This window comes from Streptomyces sp. TP-A0356 (assembly GCF_001417775.1).
GTDB lineage: Bacteria > Actinomycetota > Actinomycetes > Streptomycetales > Streptomycetaceae > Streptomyces.
The window spans coordinates 330,698-345,285 of record NZ_BBZJ01000016.1; the positions used below are offsets into that span (position 1 = coordinate 330,698).

A 14,588-nucleotide genomic window follows, 5' to 3' on the forward strand; every position below is an offset into this window, starting at 1 on the left:
ATCAGGGGCGGAGCTGCGCCCTCTCTCGCCTCACCGAGGAGTGAGCCGACCCTCATCGAGGAGTGAGCCGACATGACCGACCGGAAACGCGGCCCGTACGGGGACGACTCCGACTATGTCGAGGACATGACCGAAGAGACCCTCGGCGCCCAGGAGCAGGCACGCCAGGAGCGCCAGCACCTGCAGGAGCAGCAACAGCGCGGCCGTCGAGCGGACGACGAGTCCATCTACCCCGAGCAGGAGGACGACGACTACCTGTGATCACCGAACTTCACGGTGTCACTGTCAGGCTTCGTGCGGTCCCCCGCCGCGGACCGCACGAAGCGGTTGCGCAGCGGCCGTCTTCCCCGATGCCCCGTCAGGAACGTCGGCATCGGGCCGAGTCGACCGCGCGCGGTTCCGGACCACCGCGCCGGACCCTACACTGACACCCCACGGCACGCGGTTGAGCTGCTGGAACGCGGCGGTTGAACCGATCCGCCGGAGTGAGGAGCGAGGCGCTTGTTCTACTACCTGCTCAAATACGTTCTGCTCGGACCGCTGCTGAGACTGGTCTTCCGGCCGCGAATCGAGGGCCTTGAGAACGTACCGGCGGAGGGACCCGCCATCATCGCCGGCAACCACCTCTCCTTCTCCGACCACTTCCTGATGCCGGCGATCCTCAAACGGCGCATCACCTTCCTGGCCAAGGCCGAGTACTTCACCGGGCCGGGCATCAAGGGCCGTCTCACCGCGGCGTTCTTCCGCAGCGCCGGTCAGATCCCGGTGGACCGCTCCGGCAAGGACGCCGGTCAGGCCGCGATCCGCGAGGGCCTCGGGGTGCTGCGCAAGGACGAGCTGCTGGGCATCTACCCCGAGGGCACCCGTTCCCACGACGGCCGTCTGTACAAGGGCAAGGTCGGCGTCGCGGTGATGGCTCTGAGGGCCAAGGTCCCCGTCATCCCGTGCGCGATGATCGGCACCTTCGAGGCACAGCCACCGGGCCAGGTCATCCCCAGCGTCCATCCCGTGGTGATCCGTTTCGGCAAGCCCCTCGACTTCTCCCGCTACGCGGGCATGGAGAACGAGAAGGCCATCCTGCGCGCCGTCACCGACGAGATCATGTACGCCATCCTGTCCCTCTCCGAGCAGGAGTACGTCGACCAGTACGCGGCCGTCGTCAAGGCCGAGGAGGCGGCGCAGAAGGCGGAGCGGTCCCGTAGGTTCCCGCGGGTGCCGCTGAGTTGACGACAGACGGCAAGGGGGGCGGCCGGGATCCGGCCGCCCCCCTCGGGCGTGCGTGACAAGGCGCGCGTACGACTACGGCTTCGGCGTGGCGTGCGGCGTGCACGTGACGTCGGCGTCGTCCGTCCTACCCGTGAGCAGGTACGTGTCCACCCGGCTGTTGATGCACGGGTTGACCAGACCGGTCACGCCGTGGGAGCCCGCGTCCTTCTCGATGATCAGGCGGGAGCCCTTGAAGCGCTTGTGCAGCTCGACGGCGCCGTCGAACGGCGTCGCGGCGTCACGCGTGGACTGCACGATCAGCACGGTCGGCAGACCCTTGCCGGTCGTCACGTTCACCGGGGTCTGCTGCCGCACCGGCCAGGTGGCACACGGCAGGTTCATCCATGCGTTCGCCCACGTCATGAACGGGTAGTTCTTGTTGAGCCGGGTGTTGTCCCGGTCCCACCTCTGCCAGCTCGTGGGCCACTTGGCGTCGGTGCACTCGACCGCCGTGTAGACGGCGTTGCCGTTCTCCGACGTGATGTTGCCCGCCGTGTCGGACATGTGGGGCGCGGCCGCGCCGACGAGCGCCTGGGTGTCCCCCGCGAAGTACTTGCCGAAGACGGTGGCGACCGGCACCCACGAGGAGTCGTAGTACGGGGCGCTCTGGAAGAAGGAGATCAGCTCGGCCGGTCCGACGACGCCGCCGATGGGGTGCTTCTTCGCCGTGGCCCGCAGTTGCAGCCACTTCGCCTGCACCGCGGCGCGGGTGGTGCCCAGGTGGAAGGATGCGTCGTTCGCCGCGACCCAGTCCTGCCAGTCCTTCCAGCGGCCCTCGAAGGCCACGTCCTGGTCGAGGTTGGCCTGGTACCAGATCTTCTCGCGCGACGGGTTGACCACGCTGTCGACGATCATGCGGCGGAGGTGACCTGGGAAGAGCGTGCCGTAGACGGCGCCCAGGTACGTGCCGTACGAGACACCGAGGTAGTTGAGCTTCTGCTCCCCCAGCGCGGCACGGATCACATCCAGGTCGCGGGCGGTGTTGGGCGTGGTCATCTGCCGCAGCATCGCGCGGCCGGTGCGCTCGGCGCAGCCCTCCGCGTACTCACGGGCGAGCTTGCGCTGGGCTCGCTTGTCGGCCTCGGAGCCGGGGACCGGGTCGGCCTTGGGCGCCTTCACGAACTCCTGCGGGTCGGCACAGGAGATGGGAGCCGAGTGACCGACACCGCGCGGGTCGAAGCCGACGAAGTCGTACGCCTTCGCCACGTTGGCCCAGATCGGGTTCTTGGTGGTGACCCGGCGCGGGAAGCGCATCCCGGAGCCGCCGGGGCCGCCGGGGTTGTACACGAGGGCGCCCTGGCGCTCCTGCTTGGTGCCCGTGTTCCCGATGCGGTCGACGGCGAGCTTGATCTGCTTGCCGTTCGGGTGGGCGTAGTCGAGCGGAACGGCGACCCAGCCGCACTGGATCGGCTTCTCGAATCCCCAGTCGGCCGGACAGTCCTGCCAGTTGATGCCGGCCTTGGCGGCCCGCTCCGCGGCGATCGCGACGCCACGGGCCTGCCGGTCCTGACCGTGGCGCGAGTCGGCGGTGGCCGACGGTGCCGCCACGGCGCCGGCTATCAGCGTGGCCGTGACGAGTGCCCCCGCGGAGCCGAGCGCGGTCGCTCGTCTCGTCGGTCTCATTCCCCTCAAGTGGGACCTCCCCGTACAAGGTTGTGATGGGTACGGGGATCCTTTCGGCTGTGAGGTCCCTGAGAACAGGGGGGACTTGGCATTCTTTGCCAATCCGATAACCGGTGCACGCCTGTCCGTTGAGCGGAGTCAACCAGTCTCAGCCCAGCGCGCGCAGGGCCTCGTCCAGTACGCGGCGCAACCGCAGCGCGTCGGGCGTGACCGCGGTGACGAGCACGGCGGGGCCCGCGAGCGGGGTGAGGGCGGCGTGTTCCCCCAGCATCCGCGCCCGCGCCGGTTCGCGTCCGAACTCGGGTCGTACGACGAGGAGTTGCCCCAGCGACCGATGTCCCGCGAGCACGGCGGGGCCGTCCCATCCGCCGGGGGCACCCGGTCCGCAGGCCAGCTCCTGGTCGAGCAGCGGCCGTCCGCCAAGCCGTACGGTGAGACGGCTGGTGAGGCGCCCGGGTTGCTCACCGGCGCGCCCGAGGACCTGCTCCTCGCGGTACACGAGGCGGGCGCCCGGCGCGAGGTCGACGCGCGAGGAGACGTACAGCTCGCTGCCCTGGGCCGAGATCAACTGCTCGGGCAGCCAGTGCAGTTCGCCGTCCGCGGCCACGTCGAGCCGTACGTCGTAGCGGGCCTCGCCCTTGGCCTGGCCCGGCAGGGCGATGGTGGCGGCGGCCGATCCGACCCGGAGCAGCGCACCGCTCGTCACCTCGGCCTTCACGGTGAAGTGGTCTCCACCGAGCGGCCCGCTCATCGCGCCGACGAGCAGGACGCGCGCCTCACGGCCGGGCCCCCGCGTACGGCGCGGGGCGAGCGGCCCCTCGCCCGTCAGCACGGGCAGGGACGTACCGCCCCTGCCGTCGTCCCGGGCCACGATCCGCGCGGTGGCCCTTACTCCCGTGGTCACGCGGTCCACGCGGCGAGCCGGGCCCGCACCCAGTCGGCAACGGCGGTGACGCCGGCCTCGGTGCGCAGCGACTGGAAGACGACGGGCAGTTCGGCCCGCTGCGCCTTCGCGTCGGCCGCCATCCGGGCGAGGTCCGAGCCGACGTACGGGGCGAGGTCCGTCTTGTTGACGACGAGCAGGTCGGCGGTGGTGACACCGGGACCGCCCTTGCGCGGAATGTCGTCCCCGCCCGCGACGTCGATGACGAAGATCTGCGCGTCGACGAGGCCCTTGGAGAAGGTGGCGGTGAGGTTGTCCCCACCGGACTCGACCAGGATGAGGTCGAGCGGCCCCACCTCGTCCTCCAGGTCCTCCACGGCTTCGAGGTTGGCGGAGATGTCGTCCCGGATGGCGGTGTGCGGACAGGCCCCCGTCTCGACCGCGGTGATCCGCTCGGGCGGCAGCACGGCCTCGCGCAGCAGGAACTCGGCGTCCTCACGGGTGTAGATGTCATTGGTCACGACGGCCAGCGAGAGCTCGTCGCGCAGGGTCCGGCAGAGCGCGGCGACGGTGGCGGTCTTACCGGACCCGACGGGCCCGCCCAGACCGATCCGCAGGGCCCGGCGCATACCGTCGGGCCGGTGGGCGTCGGCGCTCACGGCTGAGGGACCGTCGTGGGAGTGGTCGAGGTGCATGGTGTACGGCTCCAGTGTTCAGCCGGGGCTGGGTCCAGCCGTCGGGCGTTCAAGGGCGAGGCCGTGCAGGCCGAGGGGTGGTCCGGGGACGAAGCTCCCGGTCAGGACGCGAACAGGCGTACAGGCCAGGCGGCATGCGCCTCCGCGCTGATCTCCAGGAGCGGAGCGGATGCCGCCGGCAGGGCGTCGACTCCCTCGTCGACCGCCCGACGCGCCGCGTCACCCGCCTGCCTGGCCACGAGATCCAGCTCCGGCGCCAACCGGGCCAGCACAGCGGTGGCGTCGAAGGGGTCCAGGCTCAGCAACCGCACCGTCGCGCTCGCCGGAGCACTCACACTCTCGTAGGCCGCACAGTGCGCCGCGTCGTCCGGCCCCAGCCCGGCCGCCCGCGCGGCCAGCCCGAGCACGACCGGCTGGTGCGCCCCCCTCGGGAACTCCCGTGCCACCGCGTCCAGTTCCGTGGACGGCCAGGCCGCCCGCGCCGCCCGCATCAGCTGCCGCCCCAGCTTGCGGGCGGCGACACGCAGCGCGGGCGAGGGTGTACGCGCATCCGCGGCGGTGTCCAGCAGGGCCGGATCGACGCCGAGCGCGGCCGACGCGGCCAGCGAGGCGGACACCAGCCCGGCGGTGTGCAGCCGCCCCCGGCAGAACTCCTCCAGGTTCGCGGCCCCGGTGATCCGCCCGGCGCGCACGGCCGCCTCGGCGCCGCCGGAGTGCGCGTGCCCTCCAGCGGGGAAGCGGCCGTCGGCCAGTACGAGAAGCGCTGCGCGGGACATCAGAAGAGGAAGTAACGCTGGGCCATGGGCAGTTCGGCGGCCGGTGTCGCCTCGACCAGCTCCCCGTCGATGTGGACGGCGAAGCTGTCGGGATCGACCCGGACCCGTGGACGGGCGTCGTTCTCGCGCATGTCCGCCTTGGTGACGCCACGCGTCGACTCGATGGCCACGAACTTCTTCCCGAGCGGGAGCCGTTCCGGCAGCCCGTCCTCGATCGCCGCGGGCGCCACGAAGTTGACGGAGTTCGACGCGGGCGCCCGCCCGATCGCCCCGTACATCGGCCGGGGCAGGATCGGCTGCGGCGTGGGGATCGACGCGTTCGCGTCGCCCATCTGCGCGTAGGCGATCTGCCCGCCCTTGATGACGAGGTGCGGCTTGACCCCGAAGAACGCGGGTTCCCACAGCACGAGGTCGGCGAGCTTGCCGGTCTCGACGGAACCGATCTCGTGGGCGACGCCCTGGGCGAGCGCCGGGTTGATCGTGTACTTGGCGACATAGCGACGTACACGGTGGTTGTCCGCGCGGTCGTCACCGGGCAGTGCTCCCCGCCGCCGCTTCATGACATGGGCCGTCTGCCAGGTCCGCATGATGACCTCGCCGACCCGCCCCATGGCCTGGGAGTCGGACGAGATGATCGAGATGGCTCCGAGGTCGTGCAGGACGTCCTCGGCGCCGATGGTGGACGGCCGGATCCGTGACTCGGCGAACGCCAGGTCCTCCGGCACGGCCGGGTTGAGGTGGTGGCACACCATCAGCATGTCGAGGTGTTCCTCGGCGGTGTTGACGGTGAACGGCCGGGTCGGGTTGGTCGAACTGGGCAGCACGTGCGGCTCGGACACCACGGTCATGATGTCCGGCGCGTGCCCGCCGCCCGCGCCCTCGGTGTGGTACGCGTGGATCCCCCGGCCGTCGATCGCGGCGAGGGTGTCGCCCACGAACCCGGCCTCGTTGAGCGTGTCCGTGTGGATGGCGATCTGGATGCCGGTGCGGTCGGCGACGGTCAGGGCCGCGTCGATCACCGCGGGCGTGGAGCCCCAGTCCTCGTGCAGCTTGAGACCGAGCGCGCCGCCACGGATCTGCGAGAGCATCGCCTCGTGCGAGACGGTGTTGCCCTTGCCGAGCAGGCCGAAGTTGAGCGGGTGCTCCTCCATCGCCTCCAGCATCCGCGCCAGATGCCAGGGGCCGGGTGTGACGGTGGTCGCCTTCGATCCCTCGGCGGGGCCGGTGCCGCCGCCGATCAGCGTGGTGATGCCCGCGGCGAGCGCCTCGTCGGCGATCTGCGGACAGATGAAGTGGACGTGCGCGTCGATGGCGCCCGCGGTGACGATCCGGCCGTTGCCCGCGATGATCTCCGTCTCCGGGCCGATCACCAGATCCGGGTGGACGCCGTCCATGGTGTCCGGGTTGCCGGCCTTGCCGATGGCGCTGATCCGGCCGTCACGGATGCCGAGGTCGGCCTTGACGATGCCCCAGTGGTCGACGATGACGACGCCGGTGATGACGGTGTCGGGGGTGCCGTCGGCACGGGTGGCGCGCGACTGGCCCATGGATTCGCGGATGACCTTGCCGCCGCCGAACACGGCTTCGTCACCGGCGAGCCCTGGTCCGCCGGAACGATCCTCCTCGATCTCGACGATCAGGTCGGTGTCGGCGAGCCGGATGCGGTCCCCGGTGGTCGGGCCGAACAGATCGGCGTACGCGGCACGCGAGATCTCAGGCATCGAGGGCACCTCCGGTCTCCCCGCGCAGGCCCGGCACGACGCGAGCGCCGGCGAGCGGTACGAGTTCGATGTCGACGGGGATCCCGGGCTCGAAGCGTACGGCGGTGCCGGCGGCGATGTTCAGCCGCTTGCCGCGCGCGGCCGCACGGTCGAACTCCAGTCCGGGGTTGGCCTCGGCGAAGTGGTAGTGGGAGCCGACCTGGACGGGCCGGTCGGCGGCGTTGAGCACGGTCAGCCGGGTGACCTCACGGCCCTCGTTGTAGACGATCGGGTCGTCGGCGAACAGGATCTCACCGGGAATCATGGTGCGGCCTCTCCCCCGTCAGACGATCGGGTCGTGGACGGTGACGAGCTTGGTGCCGTCCGGGAAGGTCGCCTCTACCTGGACGTCGTGGATCATCTCGGAAATGCCATCCATGACGTCGTCCCGGGTGAGCAGCTTGCGCCCGGAGGCCATGAGCTCGGCGACCGTACGGCCGTCACGTGCGCCTTCGAGGATGTGCGACGTGATGAGGGCGACCGCCTCGGGGTGGTTGAGCTTGAGCCCACGGGCCCGCCGCTTCTCGGCCACGTCGGCCGCGACGTGGATCAGCAGCCTCTCTTGCTCGTGCGGGGTCAGTTGCACGTCCCACCTCACAGTCCTCGCTCCGGACCGTGCGGGGTCCGGTTGCCGCAGCCCCGGGGCAAAGTCCCTGGTGGCGTGGGCAGGCTAGTTGGACCGAGTTTCGAGCAAGTTAACCGAGCTGTGATCCTCGCGGGCCCACGACCGCGGGGTCCGCACACCTCTCAGGCTTCGGCGACAGGGCAGGCCGCTCGGCGCCGACGCGACCGCCACCCGGGGCACGATCAGGGACCGGACCGTATACGGCACTGCGGTCGTCACCCCGCGGATCCGCGAGCCGCGACGACAGCAGGGCCGCCGGTCACCGAGGCTCCGCCGGGGCAGGCGTCGTCACGACCCGCACGACCGCCACCGAGCCGCTCGGGCGAGCCGGACGCGGGCGCCCCCGCGGACACGTCGACAATTGGCTTCGGCGAGCCGGACGACACCGCAAGCCCGGCCCGATGAGGAACCCCACACCACACCCCGCGCATGGTCACGCCCGCCGCCGACGCCGTCCTGCTCGGGCGACGCGGACGTCGCCCATCGTCTGCGGTCGTGTTCCGGGCGGGCCGGGTGTCGTCGGCACCGCCGCCCCGAGGGGGCGGGCGCGGGCAGTCAGCCCGGCGGTGCCCCCGGTCGCCTCACGTCAGGACGCGCTCGGCCCCCGGTGCTCGGCCGTGATGCCGAAGCGGTGGCGCTCACGCGGGGCCGAGCCGACCTCGCGGACGCCGGAGACGGAGCTGACCACCTGCTCCTCCGCGGCGTCCAGTTCGGCGAGCCGCTCCAGGTCGGCGGCGGAGACCAGGGCGACGAGAGGCTTTCCGTGCCGCGTCACGACGACGCGCTCGCCGCCGTACACCACGCGGTTGATCAGATCGGCGAGCTCAGCCCTGGCTTGCGTCACCGGAATCTCGTAGGCCATGTGGTCCAGCTTAGACCGAGCCCCGGATGGCCCCTCTGCGCGGAAGATCCCGTTCCGCGCCGCCGAAGCGGAGGAACCCGCCGCTTTCGCCCTCAGCATGCTCCACCCCTCACGGAACGTACGTCCTGTACATTTTTTACAGAGTCGATTCCGAGGAGGAACGTGCCATGAACCAACCGTCGGCCCGTCATGTCCTGCCCGAGTTCACCGAGCGCACCGGCTATGGACACCGGACCCTGGACCCCTACGCGAAGCTGCTGGACGAGCGGATCGTGTTCCTGGGGACGCCGATCGACGACACCTCGGCCAACGACGTCATGGCGCAGTTCATGCACCTGGAGTACCTGGATCCGGACCGGGACATCTCGCTGTACATCAACTCCCCCGGCGGCTCGTTCAGCGCGATGACCGCCGTCTACGACACCATGCAGTACGTCAGCTGCGACGTGGAGACGATCTGCCTCGGCCAGGCGGCCTCCCCCGCGGCCGTACTGCTCGCCGGGGGCACCCCGGGCAAGCGGTTCGCGCTGCCCGGCGCCCGGGTCCTGATCCAGCAGCCCTCCCTGTCGGAGCCGGAGCAGGGGCAGGTCGGCGATCTCGTCATCCGAGCCGAGGAGTTGAGGCGCACGCGCGAGCGACTGGAGGAGCTGCTCGTACGGCACACCGGCCAGAGCCCTCAGCGGGTCGCCGCCGACATCGAGCGGGACAAGATCCTCGACGCGCCGGCGGCGGTGGAGTACGGCCTGGTCGACCGCATCATCCCGAGCCGCAGGGCGTCGCGCACCGCGTCCGGCGCGAGGTGACCCGCCGATGCTGCCTCCCGAACCCCCTCCGCTGCCCGCGCTGACCCGTGCCGAGGCGGAGTTGATCGATCGTTACCTCGACGTGGTCGACCTGCTCGGCCGTATCAACCCCGCACACCCCGGGGACACCTACCGCGGACTGCGCGCCGCCCAGGCCCTGGTGAGCAAGGCCGTGGCCCTGCGCGAGGCACTGACGCTCATGCACCAGCGCGGCGAGAACGAACTGCACGGCCCCACCCTGGCCCGGGCCCTTCGCGTGCTCGACGGCGAACGCCGCGCGGCCCGTGTCACGGTGCCGCCGGGGCCGGAATGAGGGGATCACCTCGGAGCCGACAGACGCGGGCTGACGCAGAGCGACCGCTCCGCCCATGCCCGACAGGTGACGCGAACCGACCGGTACACGGCAGGTATCGGGGCGCACAACGTCGGAGCGCGACACAAACGAGCCGAACGACGTACCCCCGGCCGGAGTAGACACACCTCCATCCGGGAGGCCGGATGAGTTGCCCAACGCGCGTGGCCCCAGGGCGCGATGAGAGGCTCCGCCGCAGGTCCGGGCCTCGTCCTCCCCCTCAACAGGCCCCGAACAAAGGGTTGTCCAGCCGAACGGGTGAGTGGTGAGTAATGCCACAAACCCCCGATTCCATTGTGATTTTCCCACATCGTTAGGTGAAGATCCCTTCCTGACGACAAGCCCCCGCCACCGCGGCGGGGCGGTCCGGGCGGACGCCGAGTCCTGCCGCCGCCCGGATGACCGGTCGACAGGAGTGGATCGGCAGGAGTGGAGGACCCAGCAAGGCGGGCCGCCGGAGAGATCCGGGCGGTCCTTGGGGTGAAGCCGCGCAAGCGGCCGGGCAACTTCGCCAGCCCGAATCCGACAGGTCATCCTTCACAGGCGGCTGACGAAGGGTTGCGCATGACTGCGCTCAATCGTGTCCCGTCGCTGCTGACCCGGGCCGGTACGGCCTCGGCTCTGACCATCGCCGCCGTCGGCGGCGGCCTCGCGGTTCCCGGCGCCACGGCCGACGCGGCCGCCGCGACTCCCGCGACGAAGGCGCTCCAGATCGCGGCGTCCAAGAAGGGGGCCCCCTACCAGTGGGGCGCCACCGGACCGCGCCGCTTCGACTGCTCCGGCCTGACCCTCTACGCGTACAAGAAGGCGGGCAAGACACTGCCCCGCACGGCCGCGGCACAGTACAACGAGACCCACCACGTCTCCGCCTCGCAGCGCAGGGCGGGAGACCTGGTGTTCTTCCACTCGGGCCGGAACATCTACCACGTCGGCATCTACGCCGGGAAGGGAAGCGTCTGGCACTCCCCGAAGACCGGGGACGTGGTCAGGCTGGAGAGGATCTGGACGAAGAGCGTGTGGTACGGCCGGGTCAGCTGACCCGGGGCCTGCGGGGTGACGGCCCGGTGCGGCCGTCACCCCCAAGGCGTGAGCGGGCCCCCGAACGGTTACTCGTTCATCATGTCCGACCACCCTCCCCGTCCGATGCGGCACGAAACGCCACTGGAGCGCGCCGACCGCAACTTCGCCGAACTGCTGCAGGAGCTGCGGGTCACGCAGACCGGAGTGCAGATCCTCTTCGCGTTCCTGCTGACGCTGGCCTTCACCCAGCGCTTCCCGTCCCTCGACACGGTCCAGCGCACCACGTACGTCACGACGCTCATGCTCGCCATGCTGGCCGCGGCCCTGTTCACGGCGCCCGCCGCGTTGCACCGCTCGCTCTTCCAGCAGCACGCCAAGCCCGCCATCGTGGCGATCTCCTCCCGCCTCGCGACACTCGGGTTGATGGTGCTGATGCTGGCGTTCACCGGTTCGGTCCTGCTGGTGGTGGACGTGTCGCTCGGCCGCGCGGCGGGCGTCTGCGCCGGTGCGTCGACCCTTCTGGTGTGCTCCGGTCTGTGGCGCGTACTGCCCTGGCTGGTGCGTCGTACGCTGGTCAGACCACCAGGGGCTCCACAGGGAGGTCAAGACAGAGAGGGGTCTCCTTCGGATTGAGCGGGTTGGTCACGAACCTCAACGGCCGCCGACGGGCTCCGCACTGCCCGTGCGCCATCCGCGCGGAGCGCGGCTGCGGGCGGCGCCGCACGCCTGACGAAGAGCCCGGGCAGCTCCGGGGAGGAGCCCGGCCGCGGATGACCCGCCGAGCCTCACGGTGCCGGGCCCGGCCCGGCCCCACCGGTCAAGCCGGGCGCAGCCCCCAACTTCAAGGCTCTTGCCGTACCGCTGTCGTGACCTTCCGTACCGGCGCGGTCCACGGCAGTTCGATGGCCACCGTCTTGCCTCCCTCACGGGTGGGCCGCACGCTCATCGTGCCGCCGCACTCCGCGGTCAGCCAGCGGATGATCACTATCCCGCGGCCGTTGTCCTGCTGGAGGGCCGCGGGCAGCCGTTTGGGAAAGCGCGGATGGCTGTCGGTGACGCCGATGCGCAGCAACTCGTCCCGGTCGAGCGCCACATCCACCGTGAACGTGGGTGACTCCCCGAGGGTGTGCTGCACGGCGTTGGTGGCGAGTTCCGACACGATCAGGCGGACGGTTTCGGCGACTTCGGCGTCGTTGGGCAGGCCCCATTCGATGAGCACGCCCGATACGTAATTTCGCGCGGCGGAGACCGAGGCGGGATCGCTCGGCAGAGTGACGGATGCTTCCTGATGGTCTGCCATGGCGAGGTCGTCCCTTTCCCACGGGACCGGAGTCCGACAGGAGCGGTTGGTTCGAGTAACGGTCCCGGACTTGGTGCTGCGCGCCAGACTGCCATCACCCGGGCTCGGTCGGGCGCGTTCCCCCGAGATATGCATATATCTGTCGCCCGAAGCGGTGAACTCTCCGACGACCGACCGTATTTGGGCACGCTTCGGGCCCATCCTCTACCGTCGCCGTGAAACCGCGCGCCGTGCGGAAGGAGTCGGCCATGCAGTACGGACCAGCGGTGCGCCGCCGCAAACTCGGCGCCGAATTGCGTGCCCTGCGCGCCCGGGCCGGTCTCACGAGCGGCGATGCGGCCGCCCTCCTCGGCTGGCACCAGTCGAAGGTGAGCCGGATCGAGACGGGCGCCAGCGGGGTCAAACCGGCCGACGTACGGCTGCTGTTGGACGCGTACGAGGCGCAGGATCCGGAACTGCGGGAACTGCTCCTGGCCTTGGCGGGCTCGGAGGACGGCGGGGGCCGGCAGAACTGGTGGCACGCGTACCGGGGAGTGCTGCCGCCGGCCTACCGTGACTTCATCAGCCTGGAGTCGCAGGCGAGCGGGATGCGCACCCTGGAGACCTCCGTGGTGCCGGGTCTGTTGCAGACACCCGAGTACGCCCGGGCCGTGACCCGGGCGGCGGTCGGCGGCCTGGAGGACGCCAAGCTGGACGCCCTGGTGGAGGTGCGGCTGGCCCGCCAGGACGTGCTGCGCTCGACTCGCCCGCTGAGACTGAGCGCCGTCCTGGACGAGGCGGTGCTGCGCCGGGAGGTCGGCGGACCGCAGGTCATGGCGCGCCAGCTGCAACGGCTCCTGGAGGCGGCCAGGCTGCCCCAGGTGCGGCTCCAGGTCCTGCCGTTCGCCGCCGGGGCGCACATCGGCATCACCGGGCCTTTCGTAATCTTCTCATTTCCGAGCAGATCTGATCTGGATGTGGTTGTTCTCGACCATTTGACGAGTAGCCTCTACCTGGAACGGAAAGAAGACCTTCAGGCCTACAGTGAGGCCTTCGACTCCCTGCAGATCCACGCCCTTTCACCGCAGGACTCGTTGGATTGCATCGCCGCTCTGGCCGGCGACGCATAAGGAGGCACCCCCCATGTCAGCACCGCCTCGGCACATCCCCGCCAGTTCGTCCCTGCACGGCGTGCGGTGGCTGCGCAGCAGCCGCAGTACGGGATGCAACAACTGCGTCGAGACCGCCCGCCCCGGCCCCGGCCCCTGGAAGGGACTGGTGGCCGTGCGCGACTCCAAGAACGTGACCGGACCCGCTCTGCTGTTCGCCCCCGACGCCTGGGAGGATTTCCTGTCCGGGCTGCACTGATCGCCCCCGCGCGACTCGGTCCTCTTTGAGTCAATTTCGGGCCGATTTCCCAGTCACTTCCCTATGACGCGCGATGCACGGCCGTTTCGCCGACTCACGGTCGCGTCTCGCCGATCACACGTACGGCGTGCTCGACCTGCCCGTCGGTGAGGTCCGCACGGGCGGTCAGACGCAGCCGTGAGATGCCGTCCGGCACGGACGGCGGACGGAAGCAGCCGACGGCCAGCCCCGCAGCCCGGCAGTCCGCCGCCCACCGTGCGGCCTGCTCGGGAGAGGGGGCCCGCACCGAGACCACGGCGGCGTCCGGCCGTACCGTCTCATGGCCCTCGGCCGTGAGACGGGTGTGCAGGGCCGTCGCCACGGCGCGGGCCCGTGCGGCGCGTTGCGGCTCGCGGCGCAGCAGACGCAGCGCCGCGAGTGCCGCGCCCGCCGCGGCCGGGGCGAGGCCGGTGTCGAAGATGAAGGTCCGGGCCGCGTTGACCAGATGGTCGATCACCTGCGCCGGGCCGAGGACCGCGCCGCCCTGGCTGCCCAGCGACTTCGACAGCGTCACCGTCACCACCACGTCCGGTGCGCCCGCGAGCCCCGCCGCGTGCGGGGCGCCCCGGCCACCGGCCCCCAGCACACCGAGCCCGTGCGCGTCGTCGATGATCAGCCCGGCGCCGAACTCCCGGGATGCCTCCGCCAGTCGGGCCAGCGGCGCCGCGTCGCCGTCCACCGAGAAGACCGCGTCGGAGACGACGACGGCGGGGCCTCGATGGGTGTCGAGCGCCTTGCGGACCGCCTCCGGATCGGCGTGGGCGACGACCTGGGTGGTGCCGCGCGCGAGCCTGCATCCGTCGATGAGCGAGGCGTGGTTGCCGGTGTCGGAGACGATCAGGGACCCGTGCGGCGCGAGCGCGGTCACCGCGGCGAGGTTGGCCGCGTACCCGGAGGAGAAGACGAGCGCGGCCTCGAAGCCGCAGAATCCGGCCAGCTCGCGCTCCAGTTCGCCGTGCAGCTCCGTGGTGCCGGTGACGAGCCGGGAGCCGGTCGAGCCGCCGCCCCACAGCCGAGCCGCCCGGGCGGCACCCTCGATGACCTCGGGGTGGCGGGCCAGGCCCAGGTAGTCATTGCTCGCGAGGTCGAGGAGCGGGGAGCCGGCCGCGCGGGGGCGCAGGGTGCGGACGAGTCCGGCCCGGCGGCGCGCCCGCGCCTGCTCGTCGATCCAGCCGAACGCCATGGGTCCTCCGGGGGCTTTTGTAGGCAGTGAACAGACACTAGCGGGATGATCAGC

Annotated in this window: 18 protein-coding genes and 1 riboswitch; of the genes, 8 read left to right on the top strand and 10 right to left on the bottom strand. The window is 70.9% G+C overall.

Annotated elements, in window-relative coordinates; translation table 11 throughout:
* The first annotated feature begins 72 nt into the window (after positions 1-72).
* Both ASC56_RS12290 and ASC56_RS12295 read left to right on the top strand, forming a co-directional pair.
* Positions 73-261: a hypothetical protein gene (locus ASC56_RS12290; RefSeq protein ID WP_055491351.1), complete on the top strand. Its 189-nt coding sequence runs from the start codon at positions 73-75 to the stop codon at positions 259-261.
* A gap of 240 nt (positions 262-501) precedes the next feature.
* Positions 502-1,227, top strand: a complete 726-nt coding sequence (locus tag ASC56_RS12295; protein ID WP_055491352.1) for a 1-acyl-sn-glycerol-3-phosphate acyltransferase — start codon at positions 502-504, stop codon at positions 1,225-1,227.
* Positions 1,228-1,299: 72 nt separating this feature from the next.
* Here the strand turns inward: ASC56_RS12295 and ASC56_RS12300 are convergent, their stop codons facing one another.
* The 8 genes from ASC56_RS12300 to ASC56_RS12335 form a co-directional block, all read right to left on the bottom strand.
* Complete coding sequence (locus ASC56_RS12300) at positions 1,300-2,898, bottom strand: alpha/beta hydrolase (RefSeq protein WP_055491353.1); 1,599 nt, start codon at positions 2,896-2,898, stop codon at positions 1,300-1,302.
* A 139-nt stretch (positions 2,899-3,037) separates the two neighbouring features.
* The gene (locus tag ASC56_RS12305; protein ID WP_371330058.1) at positions 3,038-3,793 is read right to left on the bottom strand and encodes an urease accessory protein UreD; all 756 of its coding nucleotides are present in this window, start codon (positions 3,791-3,793) and stop codon (positions 3,038-3,040) included.
* The gene (ureG, locus tag ASC56_RS12310; RefSeq protein ID WP_055491355.1) at positions 3,790-4,467 is read right to left on the bottom strand and encodes an urease accessory protein UreG; all 678 of its coding nucleotides are present in this window, start codon (positions 4,465-4,467) and stop codon (positions 3,790-3,792) included. Before ureG ends, ASC56_RS12305 begins: the two co-directional genes overlap by 4 nt.
* 101 nt (positions 4,468-4,568) lie before the next feature.
* Positions 4,569-5,243: an urease accessory protein UreF gene (locus ASC56_RS12315; protein WP_055491356.1), complete on the bottom strand. Its 675-nt coding sequence runs from the start codon at positions 5,241-5,243 to the stop codon at positions 4,569-4,571.
* Positions 5,243-6,964 carry an urease subunit alpha gene (locus ASC56_RS12320; RefSeq protein WP_055491357.1) on the bottom strand — a complete coding sequence of 574 codons (1,722 nt, stop codon included), beginning with the start codon at positions 6,962-6,964 and terminating at the stop codon, positions 5,243-5,245. The genes ASC56_RS12315 and ASC56_RS12320 overlap by 1 nt, the downstream gene beginning before the upstream one ends.
* Complete coding sequence (locus ASC56_RS12325) at positions 6,957-7,268, bottom strand: urease subunit beta (protein WP_055491358.1); 312 nt, start codon at positions 7,266-7,268, stop codon at positions 6,957-6,959. The genes ASC56_RS12320 and ASC56_RS12325 overlap by 8 nt, the downstream gene beginning before the upstream one ends.
* Before the next feature lie 18 nt (positions 7,269-7,286).
* Entirely contained in the window at positions 7,287-7,589 is a 303-nt protein-coding gene (locus ASC56_RS12330; protein ID WP_055491516.1) for an urease subunit gamma, read from the bottom strand.
* Positions 7,590-8,214: 625 nt separating this feature from the next.
* A complete protein-coding gene (locus ASC56_RS12335) occupies positions 8,215-8,490 on the bottom strand; it encodes a type II toxin-antitoxin system Phd/YefM family antitoxin (RefSeq protein ID WP_055491359.1) in 276 nt (91 codons plus the stop codon).
* A gap of 167 nt (positions 8,491-8,657) precedes the next feature.
* Here ASC56_RS12335 and ASC56_RS12340 point away from each other — a divergent pair, with 167 nt between their 5' ends.
* The 4 genes from ASC56_RS12340 to ASC56_RS12355 all read left to right on the top strand — a co-directional run bounded on the left by ASC56_RS12340 (position 8,658) and on the right by ASC56_RS12355 (position 11,298).
* Complete coding sequence (locus ASC56_RS12340; RefSeq protein WP_055491360.1) at positions 8,658-9,293, top strand: ATP-dependent Clp protease proteolytic subunit; 636 nt, start codon at positions 8,658-8,660, stop codon at positions 9,291-9,293.
* A gap of 7 nt (positions 9,294-9,300) precedes the next feature.
* On the top strand, positions 9,301-9,606 hold the full coding sequence (locus tag ASC56_RS12345; RefSeq protein WP_055491361.1) for a hypothetical protein: 306 nt from the start codon (positions 9,301-9,303) through the stop codon (positions 9,604-9,606).
* Between the two features lie 404 nt (positions 9,607-10,010).
* A riboswitch (cyclic di-AMP (ydaO/yuaA leader) is annotated at positions 10,011-10,206 on the top strand.
* A gap of 3 nt (positions 10,207-10,209) precedes the next feature.
* The gene (locus ASC56_RS12350) at positions 10,210-10,683 is read left to right on the top strand and encodes a C40 family peptidase (protein WP_055491362.1); all 474 of its coding nucleotides are present in this window, start codon (positions 10,210-10,212) and stop codon (positions 10,681-10,683) included.
* Between the two features lie 81 nt (positions 10,684-10,764).
* Positions 10,765-11,298, top strand: coding sequence for a DUF6328 family protein (locus ASC56_RS12355; RefSeq protein ID WP_055491517.1), 534 nt, complete (start codon positions 10,765-10,767; stop codon positions 11,296-11,298).
* Between the two features lie 208 nt (positions 11,299-11,506).
* On the opposite strand, the gene ASC56_RS12360 is transcribed toward ASC56_RS12355, so the two are convergent.
* Complete coding sequence (locus ASC56_RS12360) at positions 11,507-11,965, bottom strand: ATP-binding protein (RefSeq protein ID WP_055491363.1); 459 nt, start codon at positions 11,963-11,965, stop codon at positions 11,507-11,509.
* Positions 11,966-12,213: 248 nt separating this feature from the next.
* Here ASC56_RS12360 and ASC56_RS12365 point away from each other — a divergent pair, with 248 nt between their 5' ends.
* Positions 12,214-13,074 carry a helix-turn-helix transcriptional regulator gene (locus tag ASC56_RS12365; protein WP_055491364.1) on the top strand — a complete coding sequence of 287 codons (861 nt, stop codon included), beginning with the start codon at positions 12,214-12,216 and terminating at the stop codon, positions 13,072-13,074.
* Between the two features lie 13 nt (positions 13,075-13,087).
* Positions 13,088-13,312: a DUF397 domain-containing protein gene (locus ASC56_RS12370; RefSeq protein WP_055491365.1), complete on the top strand. Its 225-nt coding sequence runs from the start codon at positions 13,088-13,090 to the stop codon at positions 13,310-13,312.
* Positions 13,313-13,406: 94 nt separating this feature from the next.
* On the opposite strand, the gene ASC56_RS12375 is transcribed toward ASC56_RS12370, so the two are convergent.
* The gene (locus ASC56_RS12375; RefSeq protein WP_055491366.1) at positions 13,407-14,534 is read right to left on the bottom strand and encodes an 8-amino-7-oxononanoate synthase; all 1,128 of its coding nucleotides are present in this window, start codon (positions 14,532-14,534) and stop codon (positions 13,407-13,409) included.
* Positions 14,535-14,588 lie beyond the last annotated feature (54 nt).